The organism is Prevotella sp. P3-122 (genome assembly GCF_002251365.1).
In the GTDB taxonomy this organism is placed as follows: domain Bacteria; phylum Bacteroidota; class Bacteroidia; order Bacteroidales; family Bacteroidaceae; genus Prevotella.
Genome location: NZ_NPJH01000082.1, coordinates 31,389 through 48,779 on the forward strand (window position 1 = coordinate 31,389; position 17,391 = coordinate 48,779).

13 protein-coding genes are annotated in these 17,391 nt (G+C 49.6%); 3 read left to right on the plus strand and 10 right to left on the minus strand.

All coding sequences use genetic code 11. The features are described from left to right. The first annotated feature begins 63 nt into the window (after window positions 1-63). From CIL02_RS13385 to carB, 3 genes are all read left to right on the plus strand, one after another. On the plus strand, window positions 64-1,473 hold the full coding sequence (locus tag CIL02_RS13385) for a DUF4374 domain-containing protein (protein ID WP_240513705.1): 1,410 nt from the start codon (window positions 64-66) through the stop codon (window positions 1,471-1,473). Window positions 1,474-1,477: 4 nt separating this feature from the next. Continuing rightward, on the plus strand, window positions 1,478-2,779 hold the full coding sequence (locus tag CIL02_RS13390) for a PepSY domain-containing protein (RefSeq protein WP_094402464.1): 1,302 nt from the start codon (window positions 1,478-1,480) through the stop codon (window positions 2,777-2,779). Between the two features lie 649 nt (window positions 2,780-3,428). Beyond that, complete coding sequence (carB, locus tag CIL02_RS13395; protein ID WP_094402465.1) at window positions 3,429-6,659, plus strand: carbamoyl-phosphate synthase (glutamine-hydrolyzing) large subunit; 3,231 nt, start codon at window positions 3,429-3,431, stop codon at window positions 6,657-6,659. A gap of 259 nt (window positions 6,660-6,918) precedes the next feature. On the opposite strand, the gene CIL02_RS13400 is transcribed toward carB, so the two are convergent. The 10 genes from CIL02_RS13400 to CIL02_RS13445 form a co-directional block, all read right to left on the minus strand. After that, window positions 6,919-8,376 carry an NADH-quinone oxidoreductase subunit N gene (locus tag CIL02_RS13400; protein ID WP_094402466.1) on the minus strand — a complete coding sequence of 486 codons (1,458 nt, stop codon included), beginning with the start codon at window positions 8,374-8,376 and terminating at the stop codon, window positions 6,919-6,921. A gap of 84 nt (window positions 8,377-8,460) precedes the next feature. Then, window positions 8,461-9,972 (minus strand): NuoM family protein, encoded by a 1,512-nt coding sequence (locus CIL02_RS13405; RefSeq protein ID WP_094402468.1) that lies wholly within the window; start codon window positions 9,970-9,972, stop codon window positions 8,461-8,463. Between the two features lie 16 nt (window positions 9,973-9,988). After that, entirely contained in the window at window positions 9,989-11,980 is a 1,992-nt protein-coding gene (nuoL, locus tag CIL02_RS13410) for an NADH-quinone oxidoreductase subunit L (protein ID WP_094402469.1), read from the minus strand. A gap of 6 nt (window positions 11,981-11,986) precedes the next feature. Continuing rightward, window positions 11,987-12,295 (minus strand): NADH-quinone oxidoreductase subunit NuoK, encoded by a 309-nt coding sequence (gene nuoK, locus CIL02_RS13415; protein WP_094402471.1) that lies wholly within the window; start codon window positions 12,293-12,295, stop codon window positions 11,987-11,989. Next, on the minus strand, window positions 12,292-12,807 hold the full coding sequence (locus tag CIL02_RS13420; RefSeq protein WP_094402472.1) for an NADH-quinone oxidoreductase subunit J: 516 nt from the start codon (window positions 12,805-12,807) through the stop codon (window positions 12,292-12,294). Before CIL02_RS13420 ends, nuoK begins: the two co-directional genes overlap by 4 nt. A gap of 9 nt (window positions 12,808-12,816) precedes the next feature. Then, window positions 12,817-13,350 carry an NADH-quinone oxidoreductase subunit I gene (locus tag CIL02_RS13425; RefSeq protein WP_094402474.1) on the minus strand — a complete coding sequence of 178 codons (534 nt, stop codon included), beginning with the start codon at window positions 13,348-13,350 and terminating at the stop codon, window positions 12,817-12,819. Window positions 13,351-13,377: 27 nt separating this feature from the next. Then, window positions 13,378-14,463 (minus strand): NADH-quinone oxidoreductase subunit NuoH, encoded by a 1,086-nt coding sequence (gene nuoH, locus CIL02_RS13430; RefSeq protein ID WP_094402475.1) that lies wholly within the window; start codon window positions 14,461-14,463, stop codon window positions 13,378-13,380. A 43-nt stretch (window positions 14,464-14,506) separates the two neighbouring features. After that, window positions 14,507-16,072, minus strand: coding sequence for an NADH-quinone oxidoreductase subunit C (locus CIL02_RS13435; RefSeq protein WP_094402477.1), 1,566 nt, complete (start codon window positions 16,070-16,072; stop codon window positions 14,507-14,509). 8 nt (window positions 16,073-16,080) lie between these two features. Beyond that, a complete protein-coding gene (locus CIL02_RS13440) occupies window positions 16,081-16,953 on the minus strand; it encodes an NADH-quinone oxidoreductase subunit B (RefSeq protein ID WP_094402478.1) in 873 nt (290 codons plus the stop codon). Next, a complete protein-coding gene (locus CIL02_RS13445; protein WP_094402479.1) occupies window positions 16,944-17,294 on the minus strand; it encodes an NADH-quinone oxidoreductase subunit A in 351 nt (116 codons plus the stop codon). Before CIL02_RS13445 ends, CIL02_RS13440 begins: the two co-directional genes overlap by 10 nt. Window positions 17,295-17,391: the final 97 nt, after the last annotated feature.

The window sequence follows — 17,391 nt, forward strand, 5'->3', positions numbered from 1 at the left end:
AAGGGAGGGGAGTAAAATGCCAGAGGGCTCATTAATTGGATAACATTTAATATATATACAACGATGAAAAACTATTTGAAAATGGTGCCCGCAGCCTTAATTGCGGTAAGCCTTGCGGCTTGTTCTGACAGTGATGACAATGTGGCGGATACAACGACCGACACTCCGGGAGTGACTGTAGGAAAAGAGGCATTCGCACTTGCCACATCACTTCCCGACGGCGAACAGACTGCCAATGTGTTGCTCACATCGCAGAGCCTAACCGAAGGCAGCGTATCGGCCATCAACAACGGACTGGTGAACGACGGTGCCACGGAATGGGTGTTCTACGGCGACAAATATCTCTATGCCCTCACCTACAACCAGGGCAATGCCGGTACGACACGCTCATACGTGCTCAACTCCGACGGACAGATGAAAGCCCGTTCGGCAGAATACAAGGTGACACGATTCACATCATTCGGCAAGTTTGGCGACTATATAATCTCGGCTTCCACGGGCGACGGACTGGCGGAATATGCTGATGCTAACGGCAATCTGCCTAAGATGTTCCTCTTGACATACCTTGATGTGGCAAACGAGACAGCCACACAGAGCGATTCAAAGAAAAAGGATAACTTTATGTCGGAGAATTTCCTCGGCAACGGTGAATATGCCATGCTGTCGGGATTCCTCGAGAGCGGCGGCAAACTCTATAGCGCTGCCATCGGTATGGGACTCAGTGCCTATGGTTCGGGCATTGATGGCGGAAAGTATATCCTTCCGGGCAATGAGGACCTTGTGAAGCAGGAAAGCGGCGGCTCGGGTGGCGGTTCATACGTCAAGGGTGAACTCAGTGGCACTCAATATCCCAACGAGTGCTGGGTGGCAATCTTTGACAATGAGCAGCTCGACGGCAGACGACTGATAAAGACCGACAAGATCAGTTATGCATGTGGCAGATACCGTTCGCAGTACTATCAGTCGATATGGGCTGCCGACAATGGTGATATCTATGTGTTCTCACCAAGTTATGCCAAGACAGTAACCGACCCGCGTCAGCAGACAACGCTTGATGCTGGTGTGGTTCGCATCAAGGCCGGCGCAACTGAGTTCGACCCCAACTATTATTACAGTATAGAGGCACAGAGCGAAGGCAAGTCATTCCTGCGCTGTTGGCATGCCGGAGGCAACTATTTCCTTCTGAGAATGTATGACCGTCCGTTCTCTCAGACAGGATATGTGGCAACAGAACTTGCAGTGTTCAATGGTGATACAGGTAAACTGACCTTCGTCAGCGGTCTGCCTGCAACCGACAAGATTACCGACTTCGGAAAGATGCCATACGTAGAGGGTGGATATATCTATATGCCTGTGATGACATCCGACGCTTATCCAGTTATATACAAGATTGACCCTGCCACTGCCACAGCCACCAAGGGTTTGAGCGTTGAGGTGAGCACAGTGACGGCTGTAGGAAAGATAAAGGAGTAAAAAAATGAAAAAAGCATTAAGAAAAATACACTTGTGGTTATCGGTGCCTACGGGCATCATCATCACATTGGTGTGCTTCTCGGGAGCTATGCTCGTATTCGAGAAGGAGATTACGGAGGCCATAAAGCCTGAACTGTATTTCGTGAAAGAAGCAAAGGGAGAACCTATCCCGATGCAGGAACTGATGGAGAAGGTGGAAGAGACATTGCCCGACTCTGTAAGCATTTCGGGCGTGACTGTCTTTGCCGACAGCACCCGCACTTATCAGGTGAGTCTCACCAAGCCCCGTCGCGCCTCCATCTATGTCAATCAATATACAGGAGAGGTGACCGGACGCTCCGAGCGTCTCCCGTTCTTCAATACCATGTTCCATCTGCACCGCTGGCTTCTTGGCTCATCGACGGGAATGGGAAAACTTCTTACAGGTATATGCACCCTCGTACTCGTATTCATCCTTGTCACAGGAATACTGATGTGGCTCACCAACCGCAACAAACCGTTGAAGGCAAGTCTTGCCATCCACGTGACAAAAGGTTGGGGACGATTCTGGCACGACCTCCACGTGGCTGGAGGAATATATACCACAATCTTCCTGCTCGCCATGGCACTTACGGGATTGACTTGGTCGTTCTCATGGTATCGCACTGGTTTCTATGCATGTTTCGGTGTTGAGTCGTCGGAAAAAGGCGGAGCACATGGAGGCAGCGCTTCCAATGAAGGACAAAGAGGAGGTGACACTATCCGAAGGGGAGAGAGACAGCAAGGAGAAGGTCGTCATGGCGGTGGCGAAGGACACGGCTATCATGGCGGTGGCGAAGGACACAGCTATCATGGCGGTGGCGAAGGTCGCGGCTATCATGGTGGTGGCGAAGGTCGCGGCTATCATGGTGGCGGCGAAGGACATGGATATCACGATGGTGGTGATTTCGGATTCCATCGTCGCTCACCCTATCGCCATTGGGACGATGTGTTGAATGAAATGGCCTTGAAGAATCCCGGCTATCAGCAGATAACCCTTAAGGCTGAGGCGGCAGAGGTTGTTTCCGAGGGACGTCTGAGCTTGAGGGCTACCGACAAGTACTCGTATGACAGAAGAAGCGGGGAGATAACCGACGTCAAACTCTATTCCTCAGAGGGAAAGGACACGAAAGTGAGAAGTGGTGTATATATGGTACACACTGGCAGTTGGGGAGGTATCATCACCCGGATCCTCAATTTCCTCGCAGCCCTGATAGGTGCTACATTGCCCCTCACCGGCTATTGGCTATGGATTCGCCGACTGACGCGAAAAAGAGGTAAAATTTAATATTGATACAGAAGAAACAGCATATAACATAGGTTCATCAGAAATATGGAGTGACGCATAATAATATATTATTCCTGAAGTATATTATTAAATGAAGCGGGTGAAACGGTTTGCCATAGGAGATGAATACGTTTGCATCCCTGATAAGGTTAATAACCTTACGGCTGAAAGGTTAATAACCTTACGGCCTTAAGGTTATTAACCTTATCGGCAATGATATATATATGCATAGACCACGCAACAATATATTGTCACTCGAGATATAGCATGAACCGCAAATATGAATACGCCACAGACAAGATCTATAACCTTAGCGGCAATGAAGGTAACAAATACAGACCACACTGCTATAAATGGTAATCACTCGAAATGTCGGATGACCCACAAAACACGCACTTTCCGTTAACGCAAGAAGACCGGGTAGTTACCGAAGGACTGCCGAAATGTTAAAACTACGAAAACTTTCCCTATTAGCCGGCTGTACTAATAGGTTTTTTATCCCAACTGGCTTATATTTCGATTTTTTTATCTAAATTTGCATATCGTAAGCCGTGGCAAGCAATATGAGCGTGGACTTTCATTGCGCCCGGCAGCATCTGCCTTTGCAAGAGAACTTAAACATACTAATAATCATTCATAATATCTTTAAATGGAGAAACAGCTAAAGAAAGTACTCGTCCTTGGTTCGGGTGCGCTTAAGATTGGACAGGCTGGCGAGTTCGACTACTCTGGCAGCCAGGCTCTTAAGGCTCTTCGTGAGGAAGGCATCAAGTCGGTGCTCGTCAATCCTAACGTTGCAACAATTCAGACAAGTGAGGGTATTGCCGACAAGGTCTATTTCCTGCCCGTCAATACTTATTTCGTAACCGAAATCATCAAGAAGGAACGCCCCGACGGCATCCTGCTGGCTTTCGGCGGACAGACGGCACTTAACTGTGGTACGGAACTGTTCCTCAACGGTACCCTGAAGGAGTATGGGGTAAGGGTGCTCGGCACAAGCGTTGAGGCTATCATGAACACAGAAGACCGCGACCTGTTTGTGAAGGAGCTGAACAAGATAGACCTGAAGGTGCCAGTGTCGCAGGCTTGCGAGACTATGGAGGATGCCATAGCGACGGCACGCCGCATAGGATATCCTATTATGATTCGCTCGGCTTATGCCCTGGGCGGCCTTGGCTCTGGCGTATGCCCCGACGAGGAGACGTTCGTGAAGATTGCCGAGTCGGCATTTACGTTCGCACCACAGGTACTTGTCGAGGAGAGTCTGAAGGGATGGAAGGAGATAGAGTTTGAGGTTATACGCGATGCCAACGACCATTGCTTCACCGTTGCGTCAATGGAGAACTTCGACCCGCTCGGCATACATACCGGTGAGTCTATCGTCGTGGCTCCTACATGCTCGCTGTCTGACGACCAGGTGAAGATGCTTCAGGACTTGGCCATTAAATGCGTGCGCCATCTGAACATCGTTGGCGAGTGCAACATACAGTACGCGTTCAACGCTGAGACCAACGACTACCGTATCATAGAAATCAATGCACGCCTAAGCCGCAGCTCCGCACTCGCCTCGAAGGCTACGGGCTATCCTCTCGCCTTCGTGGCTGCCAAGATAGCTCTTGGATATACTCTTGACCAGATAGGAGAAATGGGCACTACCAACTCCGCGTATGTCGCCCCACAGCTCGACTATCTCATCTGCAAGATACCAAGATGGGATCTCACCAAGTTTGCCGGAGTAAGCCGCAAGATAGGCTCAAGCATGAAGTCGGTTGGAGAAATAATGTCTATCGGACGCACTTTCGAGGAGCTTATACAGAAGGGACTGAGAATGATCGGACAGGGCATGCACGGCTTTGTGGGCAACGACCATACGAAGTTCGACAACCTTGACGAGGAGCTCGCCAACCCTACCGACCTGCGCATATTCGCCATTGCGCAAGCACTCGAGGAGGGATATTCCATTGACAGGATATACGAGCTGACAAAGATAGACCCATGGTTCATTGGTAAGCTCAAGAATATCGTTGACTACAAGCACAAGCTTGAGACATACAACGCCATTGAGGAAGTGCCTGCCGATGTATTGAGACAGGCAAAGATACTCGGTTTCTCTGATTTCCAGATAGCACGCTTCGTGATAAAGAACGCCTCTGGCAACATGGAAAAGGAAAACCTTGCCGTGCGCAGCCATCGAAAGAAGCTGGGCGTGCTGCCTGCCGTGAAGCGCATACCGACCGTTGCCAGCGAGCATCCCGACCTTACCAACTACCTCTACATGACCTATGCTGTTGAGGGGCATGACGTAAACTACTACAACAACGAGAAATCGGTAGTGGTGCTCGGCTCCGGAGCATACAGGATTGGTTCATCAGTAGAGTTTGACTGGTGCTCAGTGAACGCCATCACCACGGCGCGCAAGCTCGGATATAAGAGCATAATGATAAACTATAACCCCGAAACGGTTTCTACTGACTATGACATGTGTGACAGACTCTATTTCGACGAGCTGTCCTTCGAGCGTGTGCTCGATGTCATAGATCTTGAGAATCCACGGGGAGTCATCGTCTCGGTTGGCGGACAGATACCAAACAACCTCGCAATGAAACTCTACAGGCAAAGCGTGCCAATACTGGGTACTTCACCCGTGAGCATAGACAGGGCAGAAAACCGCAACAAGTTCTCTGCCATGCTCGACCAGCTGGGCATCGACCAGCCACAATGGAGTGCACTGACAAGCATGGACGACGTGAAGGCGTTTGTAGACCGAGTTGGTTTCCCCGTACTGGTTCGTCCATCGTACGTGCTGTCCGGTGCCGCCATGAACGTATGCTACGACTACGAGGAGCTTGAGCGCTTCCTGCAGATGGCAAGCGAGGTAAGCAAGGAATACCCAGTGGTTATCTCGCAGTTCATGACCGAGACCAACGAGATTGAATTTGACGCAGTGGCACAGAACGGTGAGGTTGTGGAATATGCCATCTCCGAGCATGTGGAATATGCGGGCGTACACTCCGGCGATGCCACCATGGTATTCCCCGCACAGCAGATTAGCTTCGCAACGGTAAGGCAGATAAAGAAAATAAGCCGTGCCATAGCTAAAGAGCTGAACATCTCGGGACCGTTCAACATACAGTTCCTCGCCAAGGGACGTGACGTTAAGGTCATAGAGTGTAACCTGAGAGCCTCACGCTCCTTCCCGTTCGTGAGCAAGGTGCTTAAGACAAACTTCATTGATACGGCCACACGCATTATGCTCGATGCGCCATATACGAAACCCGATAAGAGCGAGTTCGACATCGACCGCATGGGAGTGAAGGCAAGCCAATTCTCGTTTGCCCGACTGCAGAATGCCGACCCAGTTCTGGGTGTTGATATGAGCTCTACTGGCGAGGTGGGATGTATGGGCGACTCCTACGAGGAGGCTCTGCTGAACTCGCTTATTGCTACCGGCTACAAGATACCGTCTAAGGACAAGGCTATCATGATTTCCTCTGGTGGAACAAAGGAGAAGGTAGCCATGCTCGATGCTGCCCGCGCTCTCGTCATCAAGGGCTACACAATATGCGCAAGTGACGGCACGGCAAAGTTCCTTAATGAAAACGGAGTAAAAGCAACTGCTGTGGCATGGCCTGACGAGGAGAATAGCGACAGGGAAAACGTGATGACAATGATTGCCGACCACCAGTTCGACCTCATCGTGAACATCCCCAAGAACCATAGCAAGCGGGAACTTACCAATGGCTACCGCATACGCCGCGGAGCCATAGACCACAACATTCCTCTAATGACAAATGCAAGACTCGCCTCTGCATTCATCGAGGCTTTCTGCGAGATTGGACAGGAAGACCTGCAGATAAAGAGCTGGCAGGAATACGATTAGATTATTTCCGAATATTGAACAATTTATTATTGTCGCGCTGTAAGCGCAAAAGAGCATAGCCCAGGGTAGAGCGTAGCGACACCCTGGGTTATTTCATGTAGGTGATGGTCGCGCTGTAAGCGCAAAGCATACAGGTTCCAGTTTTGGATACAACAAATTGGAAAACAACAAATTATTAAGGGGCGCATCAAATTGATGCGCCCCTTATAGTTTATACTAATGTAATATAATCCAGAAACCTGTTACGGCTTCAAAGACACTATGCCACTACGCAACCGAATATCCACTCGTAGACAAAGCTTATGATACCGAAAAGGACGATACCAGAAGTACAGAGTGCCAAAGACAAGCGGGTTCTCTCAGGTGTTGCGAAAGCAGGCAATGGCTCCTCGGTGCGGTTGATGTACATGGCCTTTACAATGAGCAGATAGTAGTAAAGGCTGACCACTGTATTGACAAGGGCTATGAATACTACTACGTAAGTTAGGGCACCCATTGCTGTGTCAACAGCCTGTCCCTGAATTGCAGCCATGAAGACGAAGAACTTCGAGAACATACCTGCAAACGGAGGAATACCACCAAGCGAGAACAGCGCAAGAGTCATAATGAACGACAGACGCGGGTTGGTCTTGTAGAAACCATTCATTCGTGACATGGTTATGTCACCGTCGAAAGTACTCTCAAGAGTCGACAATATTCCGAAGACAACCAAGTTGGCTACTATATATATAAGAATATAGTAGGACAGGGCAGTAGCCGATGCGTCAGACGGGCTGAGCAGCGCAAGCATGATGTAACCGGCCTGTGAGATAGAGCTGAATGCCATGAAGCGTTTAACATTCTTCTGTCTGATGGCAAAGAGGTTTGCCACAGTGATAGAAAGCACGATGACGATGCACATCATCGGGTGCCAGTAGTCTATCATGCTGCCAAATACCTTGGTAAGGATAGTGAGGAGAGCGACAGCTGCAGCACCCTTTGAAATTACGCTAAGATATCCGCCTACAACAGCAGGTGCGCCCTGGTATGTGTCAGCAGTCCAGAAATGGAATGGCACGAGGGAAAGCTTGAAAGCAAGTCCGCTGAAGAAGAACACCAGACCGGCAACAGTGAGAGGAGTTGCTGTAACAGCAGCTGCGAAATTGCAGAAATAGAGGTTGCCAACAGCACCATAGAGCATGCTGAGACCATATACCATCACGCCGCTTGAGAAAGTAGCGGTGAGTATGTATTTGGCGGCAGCCTCCGCGCTGTCCTGCTTAAATCTTGCATAGGCCACGAGGCATGCCATGGGCACACTCGCCATTTCAAGACCAAGGAAGAATAACAGGAAGTTGTTGGCGCTGACCATGAAGTTCATACCCAACAGGGTTGAGATGACCAAAAGGTAGAACTCTCCCTGACGTGAGCGTGTATTCTGCCCATTCAGCCAGTGATAAGACTGCAACAGAACGAGGATAGTTCCAAAGGCGAGAATGGACTTTACTGCGGCGATGGCCTGTGTAGAGTAGTACATTCCGCCGAAGGCTGTAACGTCACCACTGCCTGAGAGATTAACCAGGAAGTGCAATGTCATAAGTGCGCATACAAGGTTGTTTTCCCATTTGCGCTTTGCTTCTTTTGCCGCCACAAGGTCAGCAATAAAGACTATAACCAGAACCAGCGTAAGCGTAACTTCTGGCATCATGTTGAAAAATTGACTGTAATCTACATTCATGATAATTGTTGTTTATCCTATCCTGCAAGCCGTTTGCGCAGTAGTCGATTGCGTAGCGGCTAACAGGACGAGGGGATTTCAATATCAGATTGATGCAAGTGTGGCATATTCACCGATGTGCCTGATGATAGGAGCAACGGCATCGTTGATGATATTCTGTGCCCAAAGCGGAGCAAGTCCGAGACCGGCAACGCAGGCGATGAGTCCGATAACGGCAACGCGCTCGTCCCATGTGGCATCGTGAAGGTCAAAGAACTTTGGGTTAGCCACTTTCTCGAAGAGAATCTTGCCGACAACACGAAGGATGTAGACGGCAGTGATGACTATTGACGTACAGGCAATGATGGTACATGTACGGCGGAAGGTGTCTGCGTTCTCGAACGATCCTACGAAGATATTCATCTCGGCAACGAAGCCGGAGAAGCCTGGCAATCCAAGGTTTGCAAGACCGGCGATGACATAACCTACGGATAGGAACGGCACAACCTGCATGAGACCGCCAAGGTAGCGAACGTCACGAGTACCGGCACGATGATAAATCATACCAATGACAGCAAAGAAGAGGGCTGTCATAAGTCCGTGGGAGAGCATCTGCAGCACGGCACCTGTGATGGCAGTCTGTGTTGTCATGAGCAGGGCGAAAAGCACCATACCGCAGTGGGAAACTGACGAATAAGCATTGATGTACTTAAGGTCGGTCTGGACGCATGCCGAGAGGGCACCATAGACAACAGAGATAGTAGTGAGCACGAGGAACACGGGAGCCCAGACATCGAGTGCGTCAGGCATGAGGTACATGGCGATGCGGAAGCAACCGTAACCACCAAGTTTCATAAGCACACCAGCATGAAGCATGGACACAGCCGTAGGCGCACTGGCGTGACCATCGGGAGACCATGTGTGGAATGGGAAGAGTGCTCCAAGAACACCGAAACCGATGAAGATAATCGGGAAGAAGATGTTCTGAATATCAACTGGAATGTTGTGCAGATTTGCTATCTCAATGATATTCATGGTCTGTGCACCACTATAGAAGAAGATGGCCAGAATACCTATGATGAGCAGAGCGGAGCCACCCATAAGCATAAGGGTGAGCTTCATTGCTGCATACTCCTTGGCTCCACTACCCCATACACCAATGAGCAGGTACATAGGGATAAGCGCAACCTCATAGAACATGAACATAGTGAAGAGGTCGATGGAGATAAAGAATCCAAAGACACCCGTAGAAAGCAGTACAAACCAGAGGAAATACTCCTTCTTCATCGGCTGCATCTGCCATGAGGCAAAAGTACCGGTGAAGACAATTATTGCAGAGAGGAGTATCATGACAACAGAGATGCCGTCAACGCCAGTCGCAAACTTGATGTGCAACGGCTCGAACCATGTGATGGAGTCACCAAGTATCATTGGATATTGGTCAGCAGGCAGGACCTCACGTGTACCGATGAAGTCGAAGACAAGATATACGGAGAGTCCGAGAAGAGCAGTCGCACCTGTCACCATCACGCCCCGCACCTGATTGTCGTTCTTTGCAAGCCATAGGCCCAAGAGCATCAGAACGGGAATTACTACGAATAATGTTAGATATGTCATTATTGTATATACTTTATTAGATCAGAAAAAGCAGAATTAATGTCAAGGCAACAGTACCGGTGATGAACCATACTGCGTATGAGCGTACGTCTCCGCTCTGCCATGGGCGTATGGTCTCTCCAAGCTCATTGGTGCTCCATGCCATGAAGTTGAACGTACCGTCGATGCAGTGGCGGTCGAACCATGCTATTGGCGTAGAGAGGCAACGGAAGATGAACTTGTGAGTGATGAACATGTAAACCTCGTCCATATAGAAGCGCTTGTATGCCGCACGGTGCAGACGTGGCATCATGCTGTACATCTTGTCGGCAACAGGCTGTTTCTCACCTTTATAAATATATGTGGCGAGACAGATGCTGATGATAGCTATCACGGTGCTGGTTGCAGCAACCTGTAGGTCGAAGTGGATGGTATAGTCCTGACCGTTGGCTGTAACGAAGCTACCGAAGCTGCCACCCCAACCGCAGAAGCCTGCAAGAGTGGTATAGATACCTACACCTACTGTGATGACGCAGAGTACGATGAGAGGTACCGTCATGGTAAGAGGTGCCTCATGCGGAGTATGATGTGCATGGAGCTCCTTGTTCTCTGTACCCCAGAATATGCCGTAATACAGACGGAACATGTAGAATGCCGTCATGGCAGCGACGCCAGTCATAATCCAACCTACCACTGGGCTGTATTCGAAGCAGGCAGTGATAATCTCATCCTTTGAGCTGAAACCGGAGAAGAAAGGAATACCGGCAATGGCAAGGCAGGAGATGAGGAAGGTGATATGAGTGACAGGCATGTACTTACGCAGGCCTCCCATAGCCGACATCTCGTTGGAGTGTACTGCGTGGATGATACATCCGGCACCAAGGAAGAGGCAAGCCTTGAACATAGCGTGTGTGAACAGGTGGAACATGGAAGCCATGTAGCCGAGCGAGCCATGAGCATCGATAACCTCATGGTGTCCAGGCAGGCAAACGCCAAGTGCAACCATCATAAAGGCAATCTGCGAGATTGTCGAGAATGCGAGCACACGCTTAATGTCGCTCTGTGCACAGGCAACGGCTGCTGCATAGAAAGCGGTGAATACGCCTATCCACACGATGATGCTCATCTGACCGGGAGCATACTCTATCCACAGAGGGAAGAGACGTGCTATCTGGAACACACCGGCAACAACCATGGTAGCGGCATGGATGAGCGCACTGACAGGTGTAGGACCCTCCATGGCATCGGGAAGCCAAATGTGCAATGGGAACATGGCTGACTTACCAGCTCCACCAATGAACATCAGCACAAGGGCTGTAGGCAGTATAAAGCCACCAGCAGCAACGGCCTTGGCAGCATCGGCAGCTATGAATGGCACTGCACCGTCGGCAAGCTGCAGGTTGTTGACGAACGAGAAGCTGAACGACTCTGTGTAGAAACCAAAGATAAGAATACCGATGAGGAAGAACAAGTCGGCAAAACGGGTAACGATGAAAGCCTTCTTGGAAGCGGCCACTGCGGCATGCAGCGGATAATAGAATCCGATGAGAAGGTATGAGCTAACACCCACAAGCTCCCAGAAGAGATACATCTGGAAGATGTTTGTTGCCACAACAAGTCCAAGCATGGACATTGTGAAGAGCGACAGGAAGGCGTAGTAGCGCTGGAAACCCTTCTCTCCATGCATGTAGCCAAACGAGTAGATGTGTACCATGAGACTCACGGTAGAGATGACAATGAGCATCATCACCGATATAGGGTCGAGCATGATACCGAGATCGAAGTTCAATGCTCCGAAGTGCATCCAGTTGAAGTTGAAAGGCACAACGGTAGCATAAGCTCCGTCAGCGCAACGGTCAGCAGTAAAATATCCAAATGCCGTCACGTAGGACAGAATGGTGACAATACCCAGCGATGTGGTACCGATGAGTCCGGCCACCTTATGTGACATCTTCATGCCCCACAATCCCAGAATGATGAAGGAGAGCATGGGCAGAAGAATAATCAGAAATGCATAACTGTAATCCATAGTCTTTTAAAGTTTCATGTTATTGATATTTTCCACTTTATCAGTAAAGAAATTCTCATAGACATTGATGATAATGGCTATGGCCACAGCAGTCTCGGCAGCACTCACACCAATAGAGAACAGGGTGAAGAAGAAGCCGTCAAGCTGTCCAGGGTAAAGGAACCTGTTGAAAATTGCAAAGTTCAGGTCGGCAGCATTAAGTACCAGCTCGACAGAAATCAACATTGCAATCAGGTTGCGTCGGGTCACGAAACCGAAGACACCGATAAAGAAAAGCAGTGCGCTAAGCACCAGCAAACACCAAACGGGAATCATTCGTCATCTCCTTTCTTTCCAATTAAAGTACCACCAATGATGCAAGCGAGGAGGAAGAGGGATATGAACTCGAATGGGAGAACGTAGCCGTCGACACCCGAAGAGAGCAACTGTGTACCGATTTTCTCTATTGGCACCTCACCATTGCTTGCGTAATTCTCTATAAAATTGTTCTTGACAAAGATTGTTATCACTGTCACCGCACCTGCTACCGCGATGAAGGCTCCCTGCCATATGCGTGAGCCTTTCACACGTTCAACCATTCCTTGAAGCGTGCGCTTGGAAAGTAGTTGAATAGCAAAGATATACATGATGGTTATACCACCTGCATAGATACTAATCTGCGCAGCTCCGAGGAATGTATAGTCGAGCAGGAAATAGATGCCCGCTACACCGAAGAGCACAAACAGCAGGAATGTTGCGGCGCGCATGATGCTTTTTGTCATAACGCACATCACAGCTGAACCAAGAATGATAACAGCCAAGATGCAGAACATTACTAAATTTGCCATAATCTGTTATTACTTGGTTTTAGTGTTAAACTTACCGATAGTGATTGGTGCGCCTCCGTCAAGAAGTCCTGGAAGCGAGCCTCCCTCGTAAACCTCCTTGTCGAGGTGCAATACCAGCTTGTTGCGGTCGAAGACAGCATTCTCGAAGTCGTTTGTAAACTCAATAGCTCCGAAGTTGCAGGCATTAACGCACAGCTGGCAGAACATGCAGTCACCAAGGTCGTACTGATAGTCATCAAGTTTCTTCTTCTTGCGGCCAGTCTCAGGGTCTTCCTCCATGTGCGCAACAATCTTGATGGTGCCGTTAGGGCAAGCCTTTTCGCACAACGTGCAGGCCGTACACTTGTAGCTGTTGTCGTCGTTACGCTTGAAGACAAGGCGTCCGCGGTGGCGTGCGGCGACATGCAGCGTGGTCTTGCGGTTCTCGGGATACTGCTCCGTGCTCTTCGGCGTGAAGTATTCCTTCAGCGTGGTCTTCATTCCCACAGCGAGAGTCTTGATAGCAGCACCAACCTCACCGAAATATGATTGTAAATTTTCCATTTCTATGTCGAAATAAATCACTAATAGTTAAAATGTCAGTCCCAAAGATACGCATACCGTTGTGAGCACCAGCACGCAGAGCATGAAAGGCATGATGTATTTCCACTCAAGCGCAAGTATCTGGTCTACACGCAGACGTGGGAATGTCCAGCGTACCCACATGAGGAGCCATACTATAAAGAATGTCTTTGCGAAGAACCATACAAAGCCGGGGATGAGATTCATGATATTGTCGAAAGCCTCAACACCGATGTTCAATGGTGCCCATCCGCCAAGGAACACTCCGCTGGCGATACCAGATATCACGAAGAGATTAAGGTACTCAGCCAGATAGTAGAAGCCGAAGCCCATACCGGAGTACTCCGTATGGTAACCGGCAGTAAGCTCACTCTCAGCCTCGGCAAGGTCGAACGGGCCACGGTTGGCCTCGGCATTGCCAGCCACAAGGAACGCCAGGAACGCCAGCAAGGCAGGAATATGTCCCTGAACGATGAGCCACTTCCATGGTCCAGTCTGTGCACCCACTATCTCACTCATCTGCATGGAGCCTGTGATGATTACGGCACAAATGAGGCAGAGGCACAGAGACATCTCGTATGAAATCATCTGCAGTGCACCACGCATAGCGGAAACTACAGAGTACTTGTTGTTGGAGCCCCAACCAGCAAGGAACACGCCAACAACGCCAATGGTGCTGATGGCGGTGATGAGGAACACGCCGACATTGAAGTCGAGCACATGCATGCCCTTGTTCCATGGCAGGAAGGAGAATGTACCCACTGATGCCACGATAACGAAGAACGGTGCGAGGAAATAGAGCAGCTTGTCAGACTTGTCGACAGCGAAGATCTCCTTGATGAGCATCTTGAGCACGTCTGCAAAGACTTGAAGCGTACCCCACGGACCTACGCGAACCGGGCCGATACGGCACTGGAAGTATGCACAGACCTTACGCTCCATGAAGATGAGGACAATGGCTATGAGGGCATAGGCAACAAGGATGCCAAGACCCACCAGTACGCACTCTATCAGGATGGTCAGAAAGTCACCCAGCCCCAAAGTCTGTCGCAACAAGCAGTCAATCCAATTAGAAACTATACTGAAATCAAACATTTGTTCAATTCTTTATTAAATGGTTATAATAATCTGTTATCGCTTAACGGTCGATGTCTGGAATGACAAAGTCGAGAGCTGCACCGACGGTAATAAGGTCTGCAATCTTTGAGCCACGAAGCATCTCGTCCATGGCCGCAACGTGATTGAGTCCCATAGGACGGAACTTCAGACGATAAGGACTCTTGTCGCCACGGCTGTCGAGATATACGCCAATCTCTCCACGTGAGCCTTCGCATGAGAAGTACCACTGTCCCTCAGGCAGCTTGATGATAGGCTTCTGCTTGATGAAGAAGTCACCCTCAGGAATATTGTCGATTAGCTGCTCGATGATGTTCAGGCTCTGGTAAATCTCGTCGATACGGTTGAGGTAGCGTCCCATGCTGTCGCAGGTGTTGCGCGTAACCTCCTTGAAGTCCACCTTGTCATACATGGCATACGGATGGTTCTTGCGAACATCGTTGTTCCATCCGCTGGCACGTCCGGAGCATCCTGTGACACCATAGCTGATGATGTTCTTCTTGTCCATCGTGCCCACACCCTCGAAACGGTTATGGGTGATAACATTGTCACCGAACACATCCATATACTCCTGTACCATAGGTCTAAGGTAAGCGATAAGGTCCTTAACATTCTTCACGAAGTTTGGATCGATATCATCCTGAAGACCTCCGATGCGATAGTAGTTCTGAATGAGTCGTCCGCCTGTAGTCTCTTCCATGACGTTGAGCACATGCTCACGGTCGCGCATGGAGTAGAGGAATGCCGTAAGGGCACCAAGGTCCTGTGCGCAGCATCCAAGGTAGAGCAGGTGCGAGTCAATACGCTGCAGCTCGTCCATAATGGTACGCACGTACTTGATGCGGTCAGTGAGCTCGACACCAAGAGCCTCCTCTATGACACCCACGAGTGCATGACGGTTCATCATTGCGCTGAGGTAGTCCATACGATCGGTGAGTGCAAGAGTCTGTGGATAAGTATACGACTCACACATCTTCTCTATACCACGGTGAATATATCCGAGATGAGGGTATATGCGGCGGATGGTCTCACCGTCGAGTACAGTCTGCAGGCGAAGCACACCGTGAGTAGAGGGGTGCTGGGGACCGATGTTAACAACAAAGTCCTCCTCGCCGAAGAGCAAGTTCTTCTTTGCGGTGAGCTTGCCATTGCCATCGAGCGAGTACTCGCAGCCATAGTCTGCCTCCACGTCATCCTCTGTGGTATACACATTGTCTGCAAAATTGTAGTTCTTGCGGAGCGGATAGCCCTTGAAGTCGTTCCTCAGATACAGCCTGCGCATATCGCGGTGTCCCAGGAACTTGATGCCCAAGAAGTCGTAGACCTCACGTTCAAGTATCTCGCTAATCTTCCACAAATGCATTGTTGTCGGCAACACGTGGTCGTCACCAGCGGTCTTGGCAATCTGCTTTACACTGACGCGCTCGTGCGTCTCAGTGTTTTCAAGAATGTAGACACATCCGAGTCCTTCCTCTCCGAAGTCCTCGCCTACTATAGTAACAAGGTAGTCGAAATGTTTCTCATTCTTCAACTTTGTCATACCTTCGACAAAGCTGTCATAACCGAATTCTATGTTTTCTAACTTCATTGTCTACCTTATTTATTATTATTAGAGTCAGTAGTTTTCTTCTCTTCTGCCTTCAGCTTGTCGAGTTGCTTACCGAGCTTCTCAACCTCCTCCTTGGTAGGTGCCTTGTCAACGACAATGGGTTCCTTCTTCTGAGCAGCAGGCTGGGCAGCAGCGGCAGGCTTGGCAGCAGCAGGCTTTGGTGCGGCAGGTTTCGGAGCTGCAGGTATATAAGATGCGGCTCTCTGCTTCTTGGTCTCCTCAACAGATATGCCGAGCTTCTCCTGGAATATGAGTTCCTCGTTGCTCTTGCCGAGCAGTCTCTCGTCGGCATCCTGCTTGTGGTTGGCTCCTCCGAAGAATTTCTCAACCTTAACCTTGCGCTGAAGCTGCATCATACCGTAGAGTATGGCCTCCGGACGCGGTGGGCAGCCAGGGATGTAGACATCAACGGGGATAATCTCATCAATGCCTTTAACGACATGATAGCTTCCCTTGAAAGGACCGCCAGAGATGGCGCATCCGCCAACTGCGACTACATACTTAGGCTCGGCCATTTCGTCGTAGAGACGTTTCAGCGCTGGAGCCATCTTGTTGGTGATGGTACCAGCACACATGATAAGATCTGCCTGACGTGGAGAGTTACGCGTTACCTCGAATCCGAAACGCGAGAAGTCATAACGTGCGCAACCTACAGCCATGAACTCGATGCCGCAGCATGAGGTTGCAAAAGTGAGCGACCAGAGCGAGTTGCTTCGGCCCCAGTTGATTAGCTGGTCAAGATTTCCCAATACGAGGTTCACACCTCCGTCATTGAGGTCATTAGCCATCTGCTCAAGCGTCTCATTGTCTTTCCATTCATCATAAGGAAAGGCCTTGATTTTTGGCTTTCTTACTTCCATTCCAACACTCCTTTCCGCCAAGCGTATGCCAGGCCAAATATTAATACCAGCAGGAAGAATGCAACACTAACAAGGGCTGCTATTCCCAACTGCTTTACAACGACTGCCCACGGATATAGGAACACAGTCTCGATGTCGAATACCAGGAAAAGGATGGCAAAGAGGTAGTAACCGACATTCACTGGCAACCATGAGGAGCCGCGGGTCGGTACACCACACTCAAAAGGCTGACCCTTTACCGGATTGTACGAGCGTGGACCAATCAGCTTGGCGATGACGTAAGCGCCAACCACCAGCACGACAGCCGTCAACAATACGGTGACTAATAAATAGAAATACATAAAAATATAACGTTTTTAGAAAATTTTCCTTAGGCACAAGGCCGATTGTTTTAAACATCTGCAAAGTTACAAATAATTTTGGAATAAACCCTAATTA